19 protein-coding genes are annotated in these 20,099 nt (G+C 59.5%); 13 read left to right on the top strand and 6 right to left on the bottom strand.

The features are described 5' to 3' along the window. Positions 1-107 precede the first annotated feature (107 nt). The 6 genes from ACA059_RS03665 to fliF are packed head-to-tail and all read right to left on the bottom strand — an operon-like array spanning position 108 to position 6,861. Positions 108-1,517, bottom strand: a complete 1,410-nt coding sequence (locus ACA059_RS03665; RefSeq protein ID WP_497632771.1) for a flagellar hook-length control protein FliK — start codon at positions 1,515-1,517, stop codon at positions 108-110. Between the two features lie 8 nt (positions 1,518-1,525). Next, positions 1,526-1,996 carry a flagellar export protein FliJ gene (gene fliJ, locus ACA059_RS03660; protein ID WP_497632770.1) on the bottom strand — a complete coding sequence of 157 codons (471 nt, stop codon included), beginning with the start codon at positions 1,994-1,996 and terminating at the stop codon, positions 1,526-1,528. A 31-nt stretch (positions 1,997-2,027) separates the two neighbouring features. Continuing rightward, positions 2,028-3,419, bottom strand: a complete 1,392-nt coding sequence (gene fliI, locus ACA059_RS03655; protein ID WP_497632769.1) for a flagellar protein export ATPase FliI — start codon at positions 3,417-3,419, stop codon at positions 2,028-2,030. Then, positions 3,416-4,138 (bottom strand): flagellar assembly protein FliH, encoded by a 723-nt coding sequence (locus ACA059_RS03650; protein ID WP_497632768.1) that lies wholly within the window; start codon positions 4,136-4,138, stop codon positions 3,416-3,418. Before ACA059_RS03650 ends, fliI begins: the two co-directional genes overlap by 4 nt. Then, positions 4,131-5,129: a flagellar motor switch protein FliG gene (gene fliG, locus ACA059_RS03645; protein WP_497632767.1), complete on the bottom strand. Its 999-nt coding sequence runs from the start codon at positions 5,127-5,129 to the stop codon at positions 4,131-4,133. The genes ACA059_RS03650 and fliG overlap by 8 nt, the downstream gene beginning before the upstream one ends. Then, entirely contained in the window at positions 5,122-6,861 is a 1,740-nt protein-coding gene (gene fliF / locus ACA059_RS03640; RefSeq protein WP_497632766.1) for a flagellar basal-body MS-ring/collar protein FliF, read from the bottom strand. The genes fliG and fliF overlap by 8 nt, the downstream gene beginning before the upstream one ends. Before the next feature lie 260 nt (positions 6,862-7,121). Here fliF and fliE point away from each other — a divergent pair, with 260 nt between their 5' ends. From fliE to ACA059_RS03575, 13 genes are all read left to right on the top strand, one after another. Beyond that, entirely contained in the window at positions 7,122-7,442 is a 321-nt protein-coding gene (gene fliE / locus ACA059_RS03635; protein ID WP_497632765.1) for a flagellar hook-basal body complex protein FliE, read from the top strand. Positions 7,443-7,632: 190 nt separating this feature from the next. Further along, on the top strand, positions 7,633-9,039 hold the full coding sequence (gene fliD / locus ACA059_RS03630; RefSeq protein WP_497632764.1) for a flagellar filament capping protein FliD: 1,407 nt from the start codon (positions 7,633-7,635) through the stop codon (positions 9,037-9,039). A gap of 24 nt (positions 9,040-9,063) precedes the next feature. Beyond that, positions 9,064-9,465, top strand: a complete 402-nt coding sequence (fliS, locus tag ACA059_RS03625; protein ID WP_497632763.1) for a flagellar export chaperone FliS — start codon at positions 9,064-9,066, stop codon at positions 9,463-9,465. A 2-nt stretch (positions 9,466-9,467) separates the two neighbouring features. Further along, positions 9,468-9,839, top strand: coding sequence for a flagellar protein FliT (locus tag ACA059_RS03620; RefSeq protein WP_497632762.1), 372 nt, complete (start codon positions 9,468-9,470; stop codon positions 9,837-9,839). Between the two features lie 332 nt (positions 9,840-10,171). Continuing rightward, the gene (gene flhD, locus ACA059_RS03615; protein WP_497632761.1) at positions 10,172-10,507 is read left to right on the top strand and encodes a flagellar transcriptional regulator FlhD; all 336 of its coding nucleotides are present in this window, start codon (positions 10,172-10,174) and stop codon (positions 10,505-10,507) included. Between the two features lie 3 nt (positions 10,508-10,510). Beyond that, positions 10,511-11,077, top strand: coding sequence for a flagellar transcriptional regulator FlhC (flhC, locus tag ACA059_RS03610; RefSeq protein ID WP_497632760.1), 567 nt, complete (start codon positions 10,511-10,513; stop codon positions 11,075-11,077). 197 nt (positions 11,078-11,274) lie between these two features. Further along, on the top strand, positions 11,275-12,147 hold the full coding sequence (motA, locus tag ACA059_RS03605; protein WP_497632759.1) for a flagellar motor stator protein MotA: 873 nt from the start codon (positions 11,275-11,277) through the stop codon (positions 12,145-12,147). Between the two features lie 2 nt (positions 12,148-12,149). Further along, the gene (motB, locus tag ACA059_RS03600) at positions 12,150-13,052 is read left to right on the top strand and encodes a flagellar motor protein MotB (protein ID WP_497632758.1); all 903 of its coding nucleotides are present in this window, start codon (positions 12,150-12,152) and stop codon (positions 13,050-13,052) included. 103 nt (positions 13,053-13,155) lie between these two features. Beyond that, positions 13,156-14,325, top strand: coding sequence for a flagellar biosynthesis protein FlhB (gene flhB / locus ACA059_RS03595; protein ID WP_497632757.1), 1,170 nt, complete (start codon positions 13,156-13,158; stop codon positions 14,323-14,325). Further along, a complete protein-coding gene (flhA, locus tag ACA059_RS03590) occupies positions 14,322-16,415 on the top strand; it encodes a flagellar biosynthesis protein FlhA (RefSeq protein ID WP_497632756.1) in 2,094 nt (697 codons plus the stop codon). The genes flhB and flhA overlap by 4 nt, the downstream gene beginning before the upstream one ends. Continuing rightward, positions 16,412-18,712: a flagellar biosynthesis GTPase FlhF gene (flhF, locus tag ACA059_RS03585; protein WP_497632755.1), complete on the top strand. Its 2,301-nt coding sequence runs from the start codon at positions 16,412-16,414 to the stop codon at positions 18,710-18,712. Before flhA ends, flhF begins: the two co-directional genes overlap by 4 nt. Beyond that, positions 18,709-19,221, top strand: coding sequence for a hypothetical protein (locus ACA059_RS03580; RefSeq protein WP_497632754.1), 513 nt, complete (start codon positions 18,709-18,711; stop codon positions 19,219-19,221). Before flhF ends, ACA059_RS03580 begins: the two co-directional genes overlap by 4 nt. Before the next feature lie 179 nt (positions 19,222-19,400). After that, positions 19,401-20,093 (top strand): RNA polymerase sigma factor FliA, encoded by a 693-nt coding sequence (locus ACA059_RS03575; protein WP_497632753.1) that lies wholly within the window; start codon positions 19,401-19,403, stop codon positions 20,091-20,093. Positions 20,094-20,099: the final 6 nt, after the last annotated feature.

The raw sequence follows: 20,099 nt of genomic DNA, 5'->3' as shown, positions 1-20,099 counted from the left end.
ATGAAGGAGAACGGTTAGGCAGGGCTCAAGTATGACCACCGCCCTGGTCTTCCCATGGGGCGATAAGACCAGGGTAACGGCGGTATCTCGCTGTTTTGATTTGGTATTCAGACGTACAAATCGACACCCGAACTGCGCACAACGATGCTCTGCACCGGCGCCTGATCAACGTCTGACACTGAATCGGTGCTGCTCATCAGAGCGTCTGTGCGGTTACCTTGCGAATCGCGCCGAGCCTGATCGCCAGAGGTCTGACGCGAAGACTCATCGCTGACCGAGGCCTGCCCCAATGAAATGCCCTGCGCCGCGAGGGCCTCGCGCAACTGCGGCAACGCCTGCTCCACCGCGGCACGCACCGACGCATGCGCTGACTGGAACTGCGCCTGAGTGTTGCCGTCATTGAGATTGAGGCTGATCGACAGCGGGCCGAGCTCGGCAGGGTTCAGCCGCAAGTCGACCTGTTGCTCGCCACGCGTGACCATGTCGATCATCTGCTGGCCAAGGCCGTTCTGCCATTCGGCAGTGCCGACAGCGGTCGCGAGTACCAGGCCATTGCTGGCAACGTTGTCGCTGCCGGTCACGCCGGCATTGTTCAAGGTCAGCGCCGCCAGGCTGAAGCTGCTCTGGGCATCGGTAGTGACTGAGCCATCGGCCCGGCTGTCGACAGGCGTGCTGTCGGTTTGCACTCGCAGGTCATGCACCACATCGACAACTGTCCCGACCAACGCCTGCTCAGTGTCCTGCACGTCGAGCGGATCGGAAGTGTCCTGATCGGTATCAACGTCTGTGTCTGCCGACGTCAGGCTCGAGGCCTGCAGGCTACTGTTGGTGCTGATCAAACTGTCGGAATCAGCCGGTACACCACCCTGGCTGGGGATCGTGACCTGTAAAGGAACCGTTGGCGCAACGACCATCGAATAAATATCGAGCTGGCCAGCGCTCTCAATCAGCGCCATGCGTTGACGGATATCCTCCAGCGAGCCACCGGCATCACGCGTACTGTCCGAGGCATTCAGATCGGCATCCGCCACGAGATCGTCTGCCGTGGCGTAGAGACCCAGGCCAAGATCGTCGTCCGTGAGCGAGGCATCCGGCTCGGCGGGGGTGGGAGCCAGTGGCTGGTTCAGTGGCGGTGTCGCGGGTGTCGAAACGGCTGGGGCCGGCAGCTCGACGGGTTCGGGGACGACACTCGCCATTATGGAGGGCGGCAAAGTCGGTGCGAGGTCGGTATCGTCAACCGCAACCGAGTCACGGGTGGCGGCATCTACGGCACTGCTGACAACCGAGGGCACCGATGCAGGCGCCGATGGCACGGCGCTCGAATCTGCCGCATCCGTTTGAGCCTTGGCCCCTCCCGTCGAAGCAGTAGGGCTGGCCAAGTCATTGCTCATCGGCGCCTCGCTCACCTGACTCAGCACAAACGAAAACGGCTCGCTCGTCGTGCCCGGCGTCTGGCCTGAAGCGCTGGCCTGAGACGATGCCGCGGACGAGGGGGCGAACGAAGCAATGATATCCATGGTGTCCCTTAGTGGCTGCTATCGATGGAGGACGAAAAATTGCCGGGCCGCCGACGCAACTGGCTGGCCATTTCATCCGTTTGGCGCTGCTCGACACGCCCGGCCAACAACCGCTCCTGCAGGGCCCGACGACTCAACAGCGCTTCAATGGCGCTGACCTTGCGCCACTGCTCCAGCCAGGTCAGTTGGTGCTGGGCCACCTGCTTGCGGTGGCGCTCCAGGCTTTTTTGCGCACGATCGACGGCTTCTTCCAATGAATGGAGAAAGCCACGGTAGTTCGTCAGCGCAGAGGGGCTCATGCCTTCCTTGAGCAGCTCCTGCTGCAGGTTCTGCCGGTACTCCTGTTGATACTGGTCGAGCGTGCGCAGTTGGTTGACCACCTGCTGCTCGGCGCGACGGCTCTGCGCCAAGGCGCGTGCCGCGACGTCCCGCGCTTTGCCGGTCAGCTCGATAAGCAGTTCAAGCGATTGATTAGCCATCGGTGATTACTCGCCAGGGACAAGAAAAGGGTCATTTGCCAGGGAACAAGAGGTTGAGCCCGGACAGGGTCTCTTCCACGCTGGCGCGATCATTGATGCGTTGTTGCAGAAACCGCTCGATGTGCGGGTACAAACCGACGGCGCGGTCGAGCTGGGCATCGTGTCCCGGCGCATAGGCGCCGACACTGATCAGGTCGCGATTGCGCTGGTAACGTGACAGGGTCTGCTTGAGCTGTTGCGCCTTGCGCTGCTGCGATTCACTGACGATGGCGGTCATCGCCCGACTGATCGAGGCTTCGATATCAATGGCCGGGTAATGCCCGCTTTCGGCCAGATGACGCGAAAGGACAATGTGCCCATCCAGGATCGCCCGCGCCGCATCGGCAATCGGATCCTGCTGATCGTCGCCCTCGCTGAGCACCGTATAAAACGCCGTGATCGACCCGCCACCGGGCGGACCATTGCCGGTGCGCTCGACGAGTTTCGGCAGCTTGGCAAACACGGACGGCGGATAACCCTTGGTCGCCGGCGGCTCACCCACAGCCAACGCAATTTCGCGCTGGGCCATGGCGTAGCGGGTCAACGAATCCATGATCAGCAGAACGTCCTTGCCCTGATCGCGAAAGTCCTCGGCCAGGCGCGTCGCGTACGCCGCGCCCTGCAAACGTTGCAGCGGCGACGTATCGGCCGGTGCCGCGACGACCACAGAACGGCGCAAGCCTTCTTCGCCCAGGATGTTATCGATGAAATCCTGCACCTCCCTGCCCCGCTCGCCGATCAGCCCGACCACAATGACGTCGGCCTGGGTGTAGCGGGCCATCATGCCGAGCAGGACCGATTTGCCGACGCCGGAACCGGCAAACAGCCCCAAGCGCTGGCCACGACCGACACACAGCAAAGCATTGATGGCGCGGATGCCGACATCGATCTGACGATCGATCGGGGCACGCTTGAGGGGGTTGAGCGGCTGAGTGTGCAAACTGGCGTGATGGGCGCCCAGCAGCGGCCCTCTGCCGTCCAGAGGCTGCCCGCTGCTGTCCAGCACCCGGCCTAACAGCGACATGCCCAGCGGAAAATAGCGAGCGCCGGACGCGCCCGTCAGACCGTCATCCGAGGCAAAGACCCTCGCACCCGGTTGCAGGCCGTGAACTTCTTCCAAAGGCATCAGGTATAGGATTTCCCCCGCAAAACCGACCACTTCGGCCTCGGCATAAGCGGGCTCCGGACGCGCGTGACTGTGCGCCGCCAGCTCGATGCGGCAGGCTCCGCCCAACGGCAGGCGCAAACCCACCGCCTCCAGCACCATGCCGGTGGCGCGGGTGATTCGCCCGCTGCGCAGGTAGTGCGCAACCCTCAGTTGCTCACCCTGAAAAGTCTCCAGCACGCCGCTCCAGCGCTCTACATGCGGGTTGCCCGGGATCATGGCTGCTCGCCGAGGATCGCCACGGCGTCCTCCAGCACCCGCGCGGTGCCGCGATTCAGCATCCCCAGGCGTGACTGGCGCGTGGCGTCCAACTCACCGCTGGCGCTGACCACTCGACAGCCACCGGGCAACATTGAGGTGTCGGCGTGCAAGGCCCAACCCGCCGCATCAATCTGCGCGCCAAGGCTGCTATGAACCAACTGCAAGTCATCCGGGTTCAGCCACAGGCGCGGCTTGCCGGTCAGCTCGGGGTTGCTGTTGAGCATTTTCTGCACGATGGCGATCACCTGCTCCGGCTGGGCAGTCAGGGCTTCTCCGGCCAATTGCTGCGCGGCATCAAGCGCAATCCGGGTCAGCTGGCGGGCAATATGCGCATCCATCTGCTTAAGCGCCTGTTCGAAGTTCCGGCACAGCTCCAGCAACGGTTGCAGGGTGTGCACAACCTGCTGCTGCAACTCCACGGCGGCGGCCTGACGACCTTCGCTCAGGCCTTGGACATAACCCTGTTCCACCCCTTGCGCATGGCCGACCTGCTGTGCCTCGCTGAGGGTCTTTTCGCGCAGCACCTGCATTTCCAGCCTGTGCTGAAAGGCTTGCTTGCGCAGCCGTTCCCGATGGCTCATGTCCGGATCATGGGCAGGCAATTCATTGCTGCCCAGCGGGTCCATCTGCCAGGGTTGCCAACGGTCGCTGTCTGGTGTGCGAGAGTATTCAGACATAAGCGTCATTACCGCGTGCCGTCACGATTTCACCGCTGTCGGACAAGCGTCGAACCACCTGCAGAATGGCCTTCTGTTCAGACTCGATCTGCGACATGCGGATCGGTCCGCGCGCCTCCATGTCCTCACGGAACAATTGCGCGGCGCGCTGCGACATGTTGTTGAGAAAGCGTTCGAGCAAAGCCGGCGGCGCACCTTTGAGGGCAATCGCCAACGAGTTGTTTTCGACCTGCTGAAGCAGCGTCTGAATGCCGCGATCGTCCACCTCGATAAGGTTTTCGAACAGGAACATCTCGTCGAGGATCTTCTGCGCCAGATCTTCGTTGTGCTGGCGCACAGTTTCGATGGCCAACTCTTCGTGCGTGGAACTCATCAGGTTGAGGATTTCCGCCGCCGTTCTGACGCCGCCCATTTTGCTGCGTTTGAGGCTTTGGCCATCCAGCATGACACCCAGTACTTCCGTCAATTCCTGCAACGCCACCGGCTGAACGCCGCTGAAGGTAGCGATCCGCAGAATGATGTCGTTGCGCAGGCGATCGGGAAGTATCTGAAGGATATCGGAAGCCTGATGGCGCTCCAGATGCACCAGGATGGTTGCGATGATCTGTGGATGCTCGTCACGAATCATCTCGGCAACAATCGATGCCTCCATCAGGTTCAGCTTGTCGATGCCGGAGCCGGTGTTGGTGCTCTCCAGAATATCGTCGATCAAGCTGGCAGCGCGCTCGCTGCCCAGGGCCTTAGTTAAAACCGCACGAATATGATCACTGGTCTGAATGTTGATGGCCGCATATTGATCGGTCTCGTCCATGAACTCTTCGAGAACCTGGCGCATTTCCTCATGGGACACCTGGCTCAGACGCGCCATCTCCATACTGATGGCTTCGACATCCGTGCTCGGCAGGAACTTGAATACTTCGGCCGCGCTGTCGGCATCGAGCGACAGCAGAAGGATGGCACTGCGGCGAGACCCACTCATCTTGTTAGTCATTTTTCTTCATCCATCCGCGCACGATCATGGCGACCAGTCTCGGATCTTCGGCAGCGATCTGCTGCAAGCTCTGCATGTTCTGCTCATACACGGCCGACTTGCGCGGCAGGGTATGCTGCGGTTTTTCCTGGTTGGCGACCATGACACCGGTGCCCATGGCCGTCGGGACGAGTGAAGTGCCCGGCTCAGACACGTTCGCCAGCGCCTGCCGGTTCATATCGGCATTGCGGCGCTGCATCGGTCTGAGTACCAGCCACCACAGTGTCAACGCGGCAAAGCCGACCAACAGATAGCGCAAGGCGCTCATCAGCAGGTTGTAGGCCTCGGGGGTTTTCCACCACGCCTGCTCGGCAACAGCACTGTCTGTTTCAACAAACGGGCTGTTGATTACTTGCAGCGCATCACCACGACTTTCCGTGAAGCCCATGGCCTGGCGAACCAGGTTGTTGATGTTCTCCAGTTCTTCCTTGCTCAGGGGCTCCGGTGTCGGCGTGCCGTCCTTGAGCACCGTGCGATAGTTGACCACCACTGCCGTCGTCAGGCGCTGGATGTTGCCCAGGCTCGATTTGACATGCTCGACGTTACGGTCGACTTCGTAGTTGATCATCCGCTCGCTCTGTAGCGAGTTACTGCTTTTGCCGCCCTTGGTGTCGGCGGCATTTGCCGTGTTGGCGGCTGTCGCGTTCGTGGCGTTGGCAGCAGGTGTTGGCGCGGTGGCGCGAGTCGGCGCGGGGGTATTGGGCGGCGTGTTGGTCAGTGCCCCAGGGACGCCCCGACCCGCGTCGTCTCCCTCCAGCACATGCTCGGATGTCTGCTTGCTGCGCACCGCCGCTTCGTTGGGATCCTGATTGGGCGCGTAACGTTCGGCGGTACTTTCGCGACTGGAGAAATCGATCTGAGCGACCACCTGCGCATGAACGTTCTGATTGCCCAGCAGCGGCGTCAGGATGTCTTCGATGCGACGCTGGTAGGAGCGTTCGACTTCACGCACATAACTGAGCTGCGAGCCATCGAGGCCGGTGTTGTCACCGTGGGTCTGAGACAACAGGCGACCGTTCTGATCGACCACGGTGACGGCGTCGACGTTCAGCTCCGGCACGCTGGAAGTCACCAGGTGAACAATCGCGTTGGCCTGACTCTGCCCCAGCTCTCGACCAGGCTGCAGGGTCAAAACGATAGACGCGCGCGCCGCTTCACGGTCGCGGACAAACACCGACTGCTTGGCCATGACCAGATGAACCCGCGCCTTGGCCACCGGCCCCAGGGACTCGATGGTGCGTGACAGCTCGCCTTCAAGGCCGCGCTGATAGTTCAAGTGCTCGGCAAACTGACTGACACCGAAGGCCTGCTTGTCCAGCAACTCGAAACCGATGCTGCCGCCCTTGGGTAACCCTTGCTCGGCGAGTTGCAGGCGTAACGCGTTCATCTTGTCGCTGGGCACCATGATGGTGTTGCCACCCTCGCCCAAACGATAGGGAATTGCACGCTTGTCCAGCTCACCGATGATTTGTCCGCCGTCCGCTTCGCTGAGGCCGGAAAACAGCACGCGATATTCCGGTTCGCGTGCCCACAGCAGCAGGGCCACCACGATCGCGATGACCGCCGCACCTGCCAACAACATGGGCAATAGGGGCTGACTGCGAAACAGCGTCGACAACGCTTCCAACGGCTTGGCCCGAGTCAGGGTCGGAATATTTTTTTGCGCGCCTTTGGCCAGGACTGCGGTACTCACGAACACCTCGATAGCGAGGATAGGGCCTGTACGAAAGACATTGCAGAGTCCGGTAGCAGTAGTAGTCGATCAGCCTCCTGCTTCAGGCAGCACCCATGGGCACTGCAGCGAATCGGGACGGCCGGCAGATCTTCATTCTGGCGAAAATGCCGGAAGCTAAAGGCCGGAAAAGCCGTCAGTTTTGTGGTCAATTGAGCGAATGTGCAGGCCGGCAGGCTTGGTAATCTGCTGGCCTAATCGCTGCATATGGGTCTTGCACCATGAACTCGTCCGCCCTTACCAACGCCTTGCAACAACTGACGATCCTTGCCGAGCAGGCCGAAGGCGCGAGCACTCATAGCTTCAGCAGCGGACCAGCCAGTGGTTTCGCCGGAGAGCTGCAGGCCTCGCTGCAGCGCATCAACCAACTGCAGCAAACCGCCAGCAGCCAATCCAACGCCTTCCAGGCGGGCAGTGCCGCGGTTTCACTCAGCGACGTGATGGCTGACTCGCAGAAAGCCAGTGTGGCCTTTCAGATGGGTGTGCAAGTGCGTAATCGCCTGCTCACCGCCTACAAAGACGTGATGGCCATGCAGGTCTGAAGCCGCGGTGCCTGCGGGTTTCGTGACACGGCACTGGGCTGCCTTGTTGATGAGATCGTTAAAAACAGTGCGCGAACCCTAAAGACGGGTTTGCCGGTTGCCGATGTTGCGTTCAAACGCACCCCTTTTAGTGTGAACACAGCACCTTGCTCAACGAGCAGGCCAGGCACAAACCAGGACAGGCACGCACATGGCAACGACCACCTCCACCAGTTCGACCGCAACCATCACTTCCCTGGGCGTCGGCTCCGGACTGGATCTGGACACCATTCTGGAAAGCCTGGAAGACTCAAAAGAAACCAGCCTGCTGGACCCGATCACCGCACAAGAGGACTCGGTGGAGGCCGAAATATCAGCCTATGGCACGTTGACGAGCGCCTTGACCACCCTGCAATCAGCGGTCGAAGCCCTGGCCGATGAGAGCCTTTACGAATCGTTGACCACGACCTTGTCCGGCAGCGGCGTGACGGCGGCAACCACCAGCGAAGCCGAGGCCGGCACCTATACGCTGGAAGTGACACAACTGGCCCAGGCACAAAGCCTCACCACCGATGGCATCGCGGACAAGACCACCGTACTGGGCACCGGCACACTGACCCTGCAAGTGGGTACGGAACAGGCGGTGTCGATCACCCTCGACAGCAGCAACAACACGCTGGAAGGTATCCGCGACGCCATCAACGCGGCCGATGCCGGCGTGACTGCCTCGATCGTCAATGACGGCAGCGACACACCGTACCGCCTGGTGCTGACATCAGACAGCACCGGAACCGAATCAGAAATGACCGTGACCTACACCGGCACGGACAGCACCGATGAAGCGTCGAGCCTGTTCGGTTACGACGGCACCACAGGCAACATGACCGAGACGGCCGAAGCCCTGGACGCAGAACTCACGATCAACGGCATCGCCATTTCGAGCCAAAGCAATACCGTCGAAGATGCCTTGCAAGGGGTCACCCTGAACCTGTCCGCCACCGGCAGCTCGCAAACCCTGACGATTGCTCAGGACACCGACGCCATCCTCGACGCCATTACCGCTTTCGTCGATGCCTACAACGATTACGTCACGACCGTGGATGAGTTGACCTCCTATGACGCGGATGCGGATACGGCAGGTGAACTGCTGGGAGACTCGACCACCCGGCGAATCAGCAGTGAATTGAGCAGTGATCTCTACAGCGCTATTGGGAGCGGAACTTACAGCTACCTGTCCCAGCTGGGTATTTCCCTGGAAGTCGATGGCACCTTGCTGATTGATGAAGACGCCCTCACGACTGCGCTCGAAGACGACATTGATGCTGTCTCGGAGTTCTTTATCGGCACCGATGACACCACAGGCTTTATTACCCAGATGTCGACCGATCTGGACAACTATCTGGACGAAGATGACGGCCTGATCGTCGCCAAAACCGACAGCCTGGAATCCAAACTGGAGGAACTTGAGGAGCGTTATGAAGAGAAACAGGCGCTCATCGACTCCGAAATGGCTCGCTGGACAGAAGAGTTCACCCAACTCGATACCTTGATATCGTCATTGAACTCAACTGCTGATTATCTGACGACCCAGTTTGATGCACTTAACAGCGATGATTGACGACCCTACTGCGGAGCAAATTAGATGAGTTCCATTCGAGACGCGAATGCTTACGCCAAGGTGGGCGTAGAAAGCGGCATTTTGGCGGCCTCTCCCCACCAACGGATCGTGATGCTGTTCGACAGCTACCAGACGTCGATTCGTGTCGCACGCCTGCATATGCAGGCCGGCCACATCGCCGAAAAAGGCAAGGCCATTACCAAGGCAATCAATATTGTCAGTAAGGGCTTGCGCGCCTCACTGGATCTCGAGCAAGGAGGCGACATTGCCGTGCAACTTGACCAGCTCTACGACTACGTTGTTCGTGTGCTGCTTCGAGCAAATCTCAACAATGACGAAACAGCGCTCACCACTGCCGCCGAGTTGCTGGAGAGTGTCGCCGCAGCCTGGCTCGCCATTGGTTCGCACATCGAGGAAGAGCGGTAGACATGATGCAAGCACAACTGATCGCCGCTTATGAACACCTACTCGAACAATCACAACGCATACTCGAATGTGCAGAAAAATCCGATTGGGATGGCATCTTCGCCTTAAAGTCCCAAGGATTGATCGATGCGGCCTACTTACGTCGTGCTGAAAACAAAATCGAACTTGACGATGCCGGCCAGCAACAAAAACTTGAACTGATCAGGCAAATCCTCACGCTGGATGAACAGGTGAATTCGTTCTTGCATGCCCGCCAGAATGACTTGGGTGAACTCATGCAAATCAATCGTCGAAAGAGCGACTTAAACAATGCTTACCGAGTGCCAACCAATAGCGTGATACCAATTAGCCGCTATTTGTATCGAAAAAAATAACAGGCACGTACAAGCCGCATCAAGTCACGACACATTGATATGAAACTATCTTCGACGTGCGCAAAAGCCCTGACAACAGACAATAAATAGTCTGCCTCGGTCTGTTATCGTACGTTTTAGTTGATACTTTAGAAAAAATTAAAAAGACGGTATTCACGACCTGCGAGCGGATGGTCGAGCGTGTGAATAACCAAAAAAAAGAGACGACATGGCGCTTGCCTGAAAAGCAACAGCACCCTGTTTTTAGTACTTGTCGATTTGCAGCACCTGTCTGCCAGAGGTCACGCCGCCAAGGCGCGCCGAACTGTAGTACCCATCGGGAGGGGTAGAAGTTGCCAAATACCAACACTGAGCTTGAAGACATCCAGGACCTGAATCTTTCCTATTTATTACTGGCCCAAAACCTGTTGCGTAAAGATCGGGAGATCGCCATTTTCCGCCTGAAACTCAGCGAAAAAATGGCGGACCTGCTAACCAAACTGAGCAGCAAGCAAATGACCCAGCTAGCCCGGGTCAATCAATTGATTTGTCGCCCTGTTTTCGAAGAGACAGACCGTTTGTCCAAGGTCCTGGGCAACTCTCGTGAACTGGGCATGGTGGAAATTCATTCTGCACTGCTGATGGCCGCCGCCGATCGCTCAGGCAATATGCGAATCGGGGAAGGCTGATCCATGTCAGAAAAAAGCCTGGTCACCGAAATGCAGCAGGTGCAACTGGCAATCGAATTGATTGAACTGGGTGCGCGACTGCAGGTGCTGGAAACCGAGACCTCGCTCAGCCGGGGCCGACTGATCCGCCTGTATAAAGAAGTTCGAGGAGCCTCCCCACCCAAGGGCATGCTGCCCTTCTCCACCGACTGGTTCGTGACATGGTTACCGAACATTCACTCGTCCCTGTTCTACGGCATGTATCGCAGCATGATCGAAATCGGCGGATACCGGATCGATGCATTCGTCAAAGCCTATCGTCTGTATCTGGAGCAGGTGGGCGATCAAGAAGGGGAACTGGTACTCGGCCTTACCCGGGCCTGGACCCTCGTACGTTTTTTTGAAAGCGACATGCTTGAGCTGATCCGTTGTTCGTGCTGCTCAGGCGAGTTCGTCGCCCATTCTCATGCTCCAACACAGCACTACGTCTGCGGCATTTGCCAACCGCCCTCACGCGCAGGAAAAACCTTGAAACGTCGAGACATCGACGCCCAGCTACTCGAAAACCTGCCACCCGTACGCAAGGCGTAAACGCTAACAACCACCGCCTTGCGCCCCCCCCCTCACCACTCGCAAAAAGAGCGGGTAAATCCGACGGATCGGGTTTACCCCTTTTCACCTTGCCAACCCTCTCCCGCCGCCCGCCCCGAAAGAAATAATTTCAAGTTTTCAATACATCTGCCGATATCCAGCAGGTCATTTATTTCTTAAATTCAAGGAACGACCACGTGCTCATCGCATTAGGACTTATCGTTGTACTTTTGTCGGTGTTCGGTGGCTTCGTCCTGTCCGGTGGCAGCCTCGGCCCACTGTATCAACCGACCGAACTGCTGATGATTGGAGGGGCCGGTATCGGTGCGTTCATCGCCGCGAATAATGGCAAGGCGATCAGGGCCACGCTCAACGCGGTCTCGCGATTCAAGCGCAGCGCCAAGTACGACAAAACGTTGTACCTGGAACTGATGGCAATGATGTACGCCTTGCTGAGCAAAGCACGACGTGAAGGCATGCTGTCCCTGGAACGGGATATCGACGAGCCCGACCAGAGCCCGATTTTTGCCCAGTATCCACGGCTGGTATCCGACCCGATGATCATCCATTTCATCACCGATTACCTGCGCCTGTTGGTCAGTAGTGCGATGCAGGCCCATGAACTCGACGAACTGATGCTGCACGAAATTGAAGAGTTCGAGCACGAAGCTCATTTGCCCGCCGACGCCCTGTACAAAGTCAGCGATGCCTTGCCGGCCTTCGGTATCGTCGCGGCCGTCATGGGGGTAGTCAAAGCCCTGAGTGCAGTCGACGTCGGTCCGGATTTGATGGGGCAGATGATTGCTCATGCCCTGGTCGGAACCTTCCTCGGGATTTACCTGGCCTACGGCCTGGTTGCGCCGCTGGCCAGTCGTATCGATCGCCAAGCTGCCGAGTCCGCCAAGATGCTGCAGTGTATCCGCGTCACGCTGTTGGCGAGCGTGCAAGGTATGCCCCCACAGTTAGCCGTGGAGTTCGGTCGCAAGGCCCTGCACACCAGCGAAAGACCCGGTGCACTGGAGCTGGAAAGCTATGTGCGTGGCGGTAGCAGCCAACCCGGGATCGAATGAGTATGAATGATCAACCGATCATCATACGGCGCAAGAAAAAGGCCGCTCACGGGCACCATGGTGGCGCCTGGAAAATTGCCTTCGCCGACTTCATGACCGCACTCATGGCGCTGTTTCTGGTGTTGTGGGTGCTGTCCAACGCCAGCAAAAGCGATAAGGAAGCGATTGCCGAATACTTCAGTACACCGTTGCTGGTCGCCATGAGCAAAGGGGATCGCAACTCGGCAAGCACCAGCGCCATTCCCGGCGGAGGCCCCGACCAACGCTTCTCTGAAGGCGAGCGGGCACGAATGGATCAGCGTCCCAAACGCTTGTCCAGCGAGGAGCGTCGTCATCTGGAGTCACTCAAGCATCGGCTGGAAAACGCGGTGGAACGCGATCCACAACTGCGGGAGCTCAAGCAACAGATCTCTATTGAGCTGAGCCCGGAAGGTTTGCGCGTGCAATTGCTCGACACCGACAAACGCCCGATGTTTGAACTGGGCAGCGCCAATGTCGCGCCGTATTTACGCAAACTGCTGAGGACCTTCGCGCCGGTGCTCAACGAACTGCCCAATCGCATTCAAATCAGCGGGCATACCGACAGCCACCCGTATCCAGGCGGAGAGGCAGGCTACAACAACTGGGACTTGTCCGCCGACCGCGCCAAAGCTTCTCGCCAGGAACTGGTCGCCGGTGGCCTGGACTCGGACAAGCTATTGCGTGTCTCTGGCATGTCCGATCGCATTCGCTTCCACGGCGCCGGCCCCTATGACGCCGCCAACCGCAGGATCGAAATCATCGTTCTGGACAGCCGCGTTGCGCAGAAGATTCTGTCTCAGGACGAATACGGCCCATTGGATGCACCGGAGCCGGCACCGCCCGAGCCCTCCACAAGCAAACCGGCGGAACAAACCCGACATTAGCGCTCGATTGTGCGTGGTGTTTCCACGATCAGTGCTCTTGGCTGCTGCGCACAATGACGACCTTTGACATGTCGCGCGGGTCGCCGCAGGCGCCCGGAGAGCCATGGCCGAGACCAGCAGAGAGGACAAGACCGAAGCGGCGACGCCGCGACGAATTGAGAAGGCCCGCGAACAGGGTCAGGTCGCCCGTTCTCGTGAAATGAACACCTTCGTCATGTTGCTGGCCGGCATCGGCGGGCTGTGGATCATGGGTGGCAAGCTGTATGACAGCCTGGGACAGGTCATGGAGCAGGCGTTGCTGTTTGACCGGGCACAACTGTTCGACACGGCACGCATGCTCAGTGGGCTCTGGTCATTGAGCCAGATCGCGCTGTTCGCCTTGGTGCCGTTCTTCGCCCTGATGACACTCGCGGCCCTGGCCGCCCCGGCGCTGCTGGGCGGATTGGTGATTACCCTGGCGGCGGTGCGTCCGCAGTTTTCAAGGGTTAACCCGATCAGCGGGCTGGCGCGGCTTTTTTCCGTGCAGGTGCTGGTTGAGTTGGCGAAAGCCATCGCCAAGGCAACGCTAATCGGTACGGTGGTCTATTTCTTCCTCAAAGCGCACATCGGCCAGCTGCTGGCCTTGCCGCAAATGCCGGTGCAGCAAGCCTTGACAGCGGTCATTGGGTTAACCGCCAAATCCTGCGCAATGTGCGTGGCCGCCTTGATTATCGTGGTTGGCATGGACGCGCCTTATCAGTTGTGGACTTACGCGAAGAACCTGCGCATGTCCAAGGAAGAGCAGCGCCAGGAACACAAAAACGCTGATGGCGACCCGCATATCAAGGCGCGGATTCGTCAGCTGCAACAGGCACGCGCCCGGCGACGCATGATGAGCAAGGTGCCCAAGGCCGACGTCATCGTCACCAACCCCAGCCATTTCGCGGTAGCCCTGTCCTATCAAAAGGATCAGAACGGCGCTCCCCGAGTGGTCGCCAAAGGGGCGGATGATGTGGCTCTGCGTATTCGCGACATTGCACGGGAACATCACTTGCCCATCCTCGAAGCCCCGCCGCTGGCCCGCGCCCTTTACTTTCACGTCGATCTCGATCGTGAAATTCCCATTGAGCTGTACACCGTTGTCGCTGAAGTCGTGGCCTGGGCCATACGCCTCAAGCGCGTCAGTGAGCATGGCGGTGACGTGCCACCAACCCCGGTGAACCTGTCCGTGCCGCCGGGTATGGACCAGCGTGGCCCGCGTAACGCTAAACCTGAGGATGAACAGAACGAATGAAAGGAATGACCGATTTACTCGGCCCTGACTCCTGGCTGGCCAGAACCGACCTGAAGATCATGACCGGGCCCGTGCTGATCGTCCTCATCCTGTCGATGATGATCCTGCCGCTGCCGACGTTTATTCTGGACTTGCTGTTCACCTTCAACATCGCGCTGGCGATCATGGTGTTGATGGTCAGCATGCTCACGGAGAAACCACTGGATTTCTCGGCGTTTCCCTCGGTGCTGCTGTTCACCACGTTGCTGCGCCTGTCACTCAACGTGGCCTCGACGCGGGTGATTCTGATGGAGGGCCACACCGGCACCGACGCCGCGGGGAAGGTCATTGAGGCCTTCGGCGAGTTTCTGGTGGGCGGTAACTTTGCCGTGGGTCTGGCGCTGTTCCTGATTCTGGTGACCATCAACTTCATGGTGATTACCAAGGGGGCCGGACGAATCGCCGAAGTCGGCGCGCGCTTTACGCTGGACTCGATGCCTGGCAAGCAGATGGCGATCGATGCCGACCTGAACGCCGGCCTGATCGGCGAACCGCAAGCCCGTCAACGTCGTAAGGAAGTCGCCCAGGAAGCCGACTTCTTCGGTTCCATGGACGGTGCCAGCAAGTTCGTGCGGGGCGACGCCGTGGCCGGCCTGGTCATCATGGGCGTCTGCATCATTGGCGGCCTCGCCATCGGCATCCTGCAGCACGATATGGCCTTCGCCGACGCCGCCCACACGTACACCATGCTGACCATCGGTGACGGTCTGGTGGCGCAGATTCCTGGCTTGGTAATTTCGATTGCCGCCGGTGTCACAGTGTCGCGGGTCAATACCGAACAAGACGTTGGCCAACAGATGATGGGCCAGCTGTTCAGTCGGCCAAAGGTGCTGATGATGACGGCGGGCGTGATGGGTTTGCTCGGGCTGGTACCGGGCATGCCGAACCTGGTGTTTCTGATCCTCACCGGACTGTTGGGCGGGCTGGGCTGGTGGTTCTCCCGACAAGAGGAGCTACCGCAAGAAAGTTCCACCCAGACCCTGCTGCCCAAATCGGCGTCACAAAGCTCCGAAGCCTCCTGGGATGATGTGCAACTGGTGGATACGCTGAGCTTGCGCGTCGGCCACCGGCTGATTCAATTGGTGGATGCGCGCCAGCAAGGCGAGCTGATCACCCGAATCAAAAGCCTGCGCAAAAAGTTCGCCCAAGACGTGGGTTTTCTACCGCCCGTGGTGCATGTGCGCGACAAGCTGGAGTTATCTCCCAACACCTACATCATCAGCCTCAAAGGCGTCGAGATCGGACGTGGCGAAGTCTTTCCCGGCAAGTGGCTGGCCATCAATCCCGGCAAAGTCACCAACGAGCTTGAAGGCACAGAGGCGGTGGATCCGGCGTTTGGTTTACCGGCTATCTGGATCGATCCGAACCTGCGTGAGCACGGGCAGATTTATGGCTACACCGTGGTCGACGCCAGCACCGTGACAGCCACCCACCTCAACCATCTGTTGCATCAGCACGCCAAAGACATGCTGGGCCGCGGTGAAGTCCAGAAGCTTCTGGACAAGCTCGGTCCCGACAGCAAAGGGCTGATCGACGAAGTCGTGCCCAAGCTGGTGTCGCTGACGGTATTGCAACGTGTGCTGCAGAACCTGCTGGAAGAAAACGTCTCGATCCGTGACATGCGCACAATTCTCGATGCCCTGGCCGAACACGGCGGCGTGCAACAACCACCCGATGTTCAGGAACTGACGGCCGTCGTGCGCATCGCCCTGGGTCGCTCGATCGTCAATCAGTTGTTTGCCAACAAATCCGAACTGAAAGTCATCGGTCTGGACTTCAACCTTGAGCAGGTGCTGATGCAGGCCGTCGGTAATGGTGGGGCGCTGGAGCCCACTCTGGCGGACAACCTGATGCAACAAACCACACTGGCCCTCAAACGCCAGGAAGTCAGCACCGAGCCGCCCGTGCTGGTCGTGCCGAACAAGCTGCGTCCGGTGCTGTCGCGTTTCTTGCGCCGACGCCTGCGTCAGTTGACGGTGATCTCCCTGAGCGAAATTCCGGATGACCGCACACTTCGAATGATTAACGTGATCGGAGGAACACCCAAGTGAGTGCTCAACGATTTATCGGCGCCAACAGTCGCGAAGCCATGAATCAGGTGCGTCTCGTCCTGGGTGAGGAGGCCTTGATCCTGTCGAGCCGCATGACCGACGAAGGCGTCGAGATCATGGCGCTGGCCGAAGAAACACCCGCGCACGCTTTTACGCCATTGCGTCTTGCCACCCCGACGGAATCAGACGACGACCCGGTGCCGGTCAGCCTTCACCACGCCGCGGCCGCTTACGCCAATCAGATCAGCGCGTTTTCGACACGACCCAAGCCTGTTGATTCGCCCGTTACCGCGAACCCGACGCCAGCAAGCACCATGGATTTCACCGCGTTAAGTGAACGTCTGCTGAACGAAATTCAGGACATGCGCCTGCTCATCGATCGCCAGGCAGAACGCTCAGTCAACGACCAAGGCTGCCGGCCTCAATTAACCCAATGGCTTCTCGACGCAGGTTTCAGCGCACGTCTGAGCGAGGAGTTGCTCGGCACGACACCGCCCCAACTCCAAGGGTCTGACGCCACACCTGCAAGGTTGCACGCTTGGCTGACGCAAAAACTAGACAGCCAATTGAACCAGCTTGGTGACGAGGCCGAGCTATTCGACCACGCGAGCATCATTGCCCTGGTGGGGCCGACCGGGGTCGGCAAAACCACCACGACCGCCAAACTGGCGGCGCGTTATGTCATGCGTCATGGCGCCAGTCAGGTCGCCCTGGTCACCACCGACAGTTTCCGTATCGGCGCCCACGAACAGCTGAAAATCTATGCCCAACTGCTGGGCGTCGAACTGCACACCCTTGGGCCTGCGGCGGCGCTCGGCCCGTTGCTTGCCAAATTGGCTGACAAGCGACTGGTGATCATCGACACCGTGGGCATGAGCCAGCGTGACCAACGGCTGCTGACGCAAATCAACCAACTGGGTTCCAGCGGCCGAGCGTTGCGCCTGATGTTGGTAATCAACGCAGCCAGCCATGGCGACACCCTCGAAGAAGTGGTGCAAACCTATCGTGACGCCGCGCATGCGGCCGGCTGCCCACTGGATGACTGCATCATCAGCAAATGCGATGAAGCCGCACGACTGGGCCCGGCACTGGATACCGTTATTCGTCACGGTCTGCGGCTGAACTACCTGTCCGTCGGTCAGCAAGTCCCTGAAGACTTACAGCTCCCCGCGGCCTCGACCTTCATGCAACAAGCGCTGGATATTTCGCGCCCGTCCCTGTTTGCCGCAAAACCGAGTGCCTCGACGGCCCAGCGACTGGATGCGCTGGTGCGCGGTTTATTGGGTCAGCGCCGGACGGTCTCGTCCTTGCGCGACAGCCTGATCAATCGGATCGCAGGTTTTGAGCAGTTGCTCGATGTCTGGCCATTGATGGGCATGCCCCAAGCGATTCAGCACCAGCGCTGGGCAGCATTCCTGAGCGTGCAGGAGCGCTGGGCACCTGCCAATCCGAACGGTCTGCTGTTGTGGGGAGCGCCTCGCCCGACGGCCGGAGCCTCCTGGAGCATGCCCTTGTTGACGGTGGACAACGCCGGTCAATTGAAGGCCCGCCCATGGCTGACACATCGCATGCCGATTGGTCCGCAACCTCGCCTGAGCTGGTGTCAGCCTCGCTGGCCGACGCACCGTCATGTGTGGGCAACCTGCCCTAGCGGCGACACCCTCGATGCGCTGCGTCATAACAGCCAGACGTGGCTGAGCGCAGTCAAGGGCAGCCAGCGCGTCATGTATCAAGGCGAGCAGCAGCGCCTCGGCACACTGGCCACACACAGCGAAGACTTCGGCGTTCGTGAATTGAGATACCGCAGCCGCAACGTGCGCCTGAACCTGAGTCATCTACCGGTCACGCTCAAGGGATCGGCTCAAGAACCCTTGCGCGCCTGGTTCGGTACGCTGCATGACAGCCATAGCGGCCAGTCCCTGGGGCAACGCTGGTGGCTGGCAGGGGAAAACACACATTGGACTTTGAAGGATCAGGTGTCCGACCTCATCCTGCAGTTGAAACACGACGAACTGGCAAAGCTGACCGGGCGTGGCTGGACGCTATTGGTCGACATTCAGCCGCACCTGCATGCCGAACTGCGCTTGTACCTGGCGGCCGGACTGGCCGCGACCGCCGTACGGCTGACCAACGCCAGCGATGACTGGGCCTTCCAGGCACGCGCACAACTGCTGGGGCTGTTGCCTGAAAAGCGTGCCGGTCATGCTTCGGGAATTCTTGAAGGCTTACTGCATTTGCTGACAGTCAGCGATGCCTTTACGCGCATGGACAGCACTCAGACCCGCGTCTGCACATGAACGATCCGGACACCCGGCCGGCGGCGGAGACACTGGACCAGGCCGCGGGCCTGCGCCGCTGGGCCGAGCAAAACAAGGCTCATCACAGCGCCGTCGTCCACGAGGGGGTTCCGTTACCGCCACCAACGCCGGATCGCACATTGATCCTGTTCGGCCCGGCGCAGGCGGCAAGCCCGGCGCATAAAACCCTTGAACGCTGGCATCAGCAAGGCCATCAATGGATCGGCCACCCCTCCCGCTGGCGTGTGTTGCCTGTGGATAAGCATCGTCGCGATCTGCAAGCCCTGACTCGCCAGCAACCGCGCTGGGGGGTATGGATCGACAGCGACCTTGACGCCTTCCGCCGAGCCTTTCAGACCTTACGCCAGCTCAGCGAACAAGGCGGTCCCGACCACGTGCTGGCGCTTCACGCCGGCTTTTCCCGGCAGGGCCTGCTCAACAACTTGCAAGAGGCGGCACACCGTTATCTCGGCATTCGGTTGTTGCTTATCCATGAAATCAGTGACTGAGCCATTCGTCATTTGCCGCCGCAGCTAAGCGGGGAACATGTCGTGTAGCGCATGGCTGTTCCGCGCTTAAGGGGCTCGGGGGAGCAGTAATAATCCTGACTATACGACTCCAGGCGTCACGCGGCTTCCAACTGTGCGGATGCCTCATTGCCATTTTTTGTCTTTCGCAGGCGCGCACGATGTATACGGCACAGGGCAAGATGAACCAGCAGGAAGTGCTCCAGCAGTACCTACCCTTGGTCCGGCGGCAAGCACTAGGTCTGAAAACCCGGCTGCCAGGCAATATCGAGCTGGACGATTTGATTCAGGCCGGCAGCATCGGCTTGCTCGATGCCATGACCCGTTATGACTTTAGCGTTGGGGCGACGTTCGGCACCTTCGCTTCGCAACGCATCCGTGGCGCGATGATCGATGAACTGCGCACCCGTGACTGGGTACCCCGCAGCGTGCGACGCAATGCACGTGCGCTGGAGGATGCCATGCACCGCGTGGAGCAACGGCTGGGGCGACCTGCGAAAGAACGCGAAGTCGCTTCAGCGATGGGGCTGACGCTGACTGAATACCATCAGGTGCTCAATGACACCAATGGCAGTCAAATGCTGCCCATCGACGATGTGGGCGAAGAGCATCTCGATGCGATCAGTTCCCGGCACCTCACCCCCTTTGCCGAACTGGTCAATGATCGCAACCGCGCCCAACTCATACGCGCCATTGACGCCCTTCCAGCGCGGGAAAGACTGCTGCTCGCACTGTGTCATCACGAAAAACTCAACCTGCGGGAGATTGGTCTGGTGCTGGAAGTCAGCGAGTCGCGCGCCTGTCAGTTACACAGCCAGGCCATTGCCCGGCTGCGCGCCAGCATGACGGAATAACGAAAC

Source organism: Pseudomonas sp. LBUM1647 (genome assembly GCF_059716175.1).
This window is presented reverse-complemented; position numbering and strand designations above follow the sequence as displayed.

Bases quoted from the DNA above. Each gene is read 5' to 3' on its own strand.
- ACA059_RS03665 (WP_497632771.1), bottom strand. From the start codon at position 1,517: ATGGATATCATTGCTTCGTTCGCCCCCTCGTCCGCGGCATCGTCTCAG.
- fliJ (WP_497632770.1), bottom strand. From the start codon at position 1,996: ATGGCTAATCAATCGCTTGAACTGCTTATCGAGCTGACCGGCAAAGCG.
- fliI (WP_497632769.1), bottom strand. From the start codon at position 3,419: ATGATCCCGGGCAACCCGCATGTAGAGCGCTGGAGCGGCGTGCTGGAG.
- ACA059_RS03650 (WP_497632768.1), bottom strand. From the start codon at position 4,138: ATGTCTGAATACTCTCGCACACCAGACAGCGACCGTTGGCAACCCTGG.
- fliG (WP_497632767.1), bottom strand. From the start codon at position 5,129: ATGACTAACAAGATGAGTGGGTCTCGCCGCAGTGCCATCCTTCTGCTG.
- fliE (WP_497632765.1), top strand. From the start codon at position 7,122: ATGAACTCGTCCGCCCTTACCAACGCCTTGCAACAACTGACGATCCTT.
- fliD (WP_497632764.1), top strand. From the start codon at position 7,633: ATGGCAACGACCACCTCCACCAGTTCGACCGCAACCATCACTTCCCTG.
- fliS (WP_497632763.1), top strand. From the start codon at position 9,064: ATGAGTTCCATTCGAGACGCGAATGCTTACGCCAAGGTGGGCGTAGAA.
- ACA059_RS03620 (WP_497632762.1), top strand. From the start codon at position 9,468: ATGATGCAAGCACAACTGATCGCCGCTTATGAACACCTACTCGAACAA.
- flhC (WP_497632760.1), top strand. From the start codon at position 10,511: ATGTCAGAAAAAAGCCTGGTCACCGAAATGCAGCAGGTGCAACTGGCA.
- motB (WP_497632758.1), top strand. From the start codon at position 12,150: ATGAATGATCAACCGATCATCATACGGCGCAAGAAAAAGGCCGCTCAC.
- flhB (WP_497632757.1), top strand. From the start codon at position 13,156: ATGGCCGAGACCAGCAGAGAGGACAAGACCGAAGCGGCGACGCCGCGA.
- flhA (WP_497632756.1), top strand. From the start codon at position 14,322: ATGAAAGGAATGACCGATTTACTCGGCCCTGACTCCTGGCTGGCCAGA.
- ACA059_RS03580 (WP_497632754.1), top strand. From the start codon at position 18,709: ATGAACGATCCGGACACCCGGCCGGCGGCGGAGACACTGGACCAGGCC.
- ACA059_RS03575 (WP_497632753.1), top strand. From the start codon at position 19,401: ATGTATACGGCACAGGGCAAGATGAACCAGCAGGAAGTGCTCCAGCAG.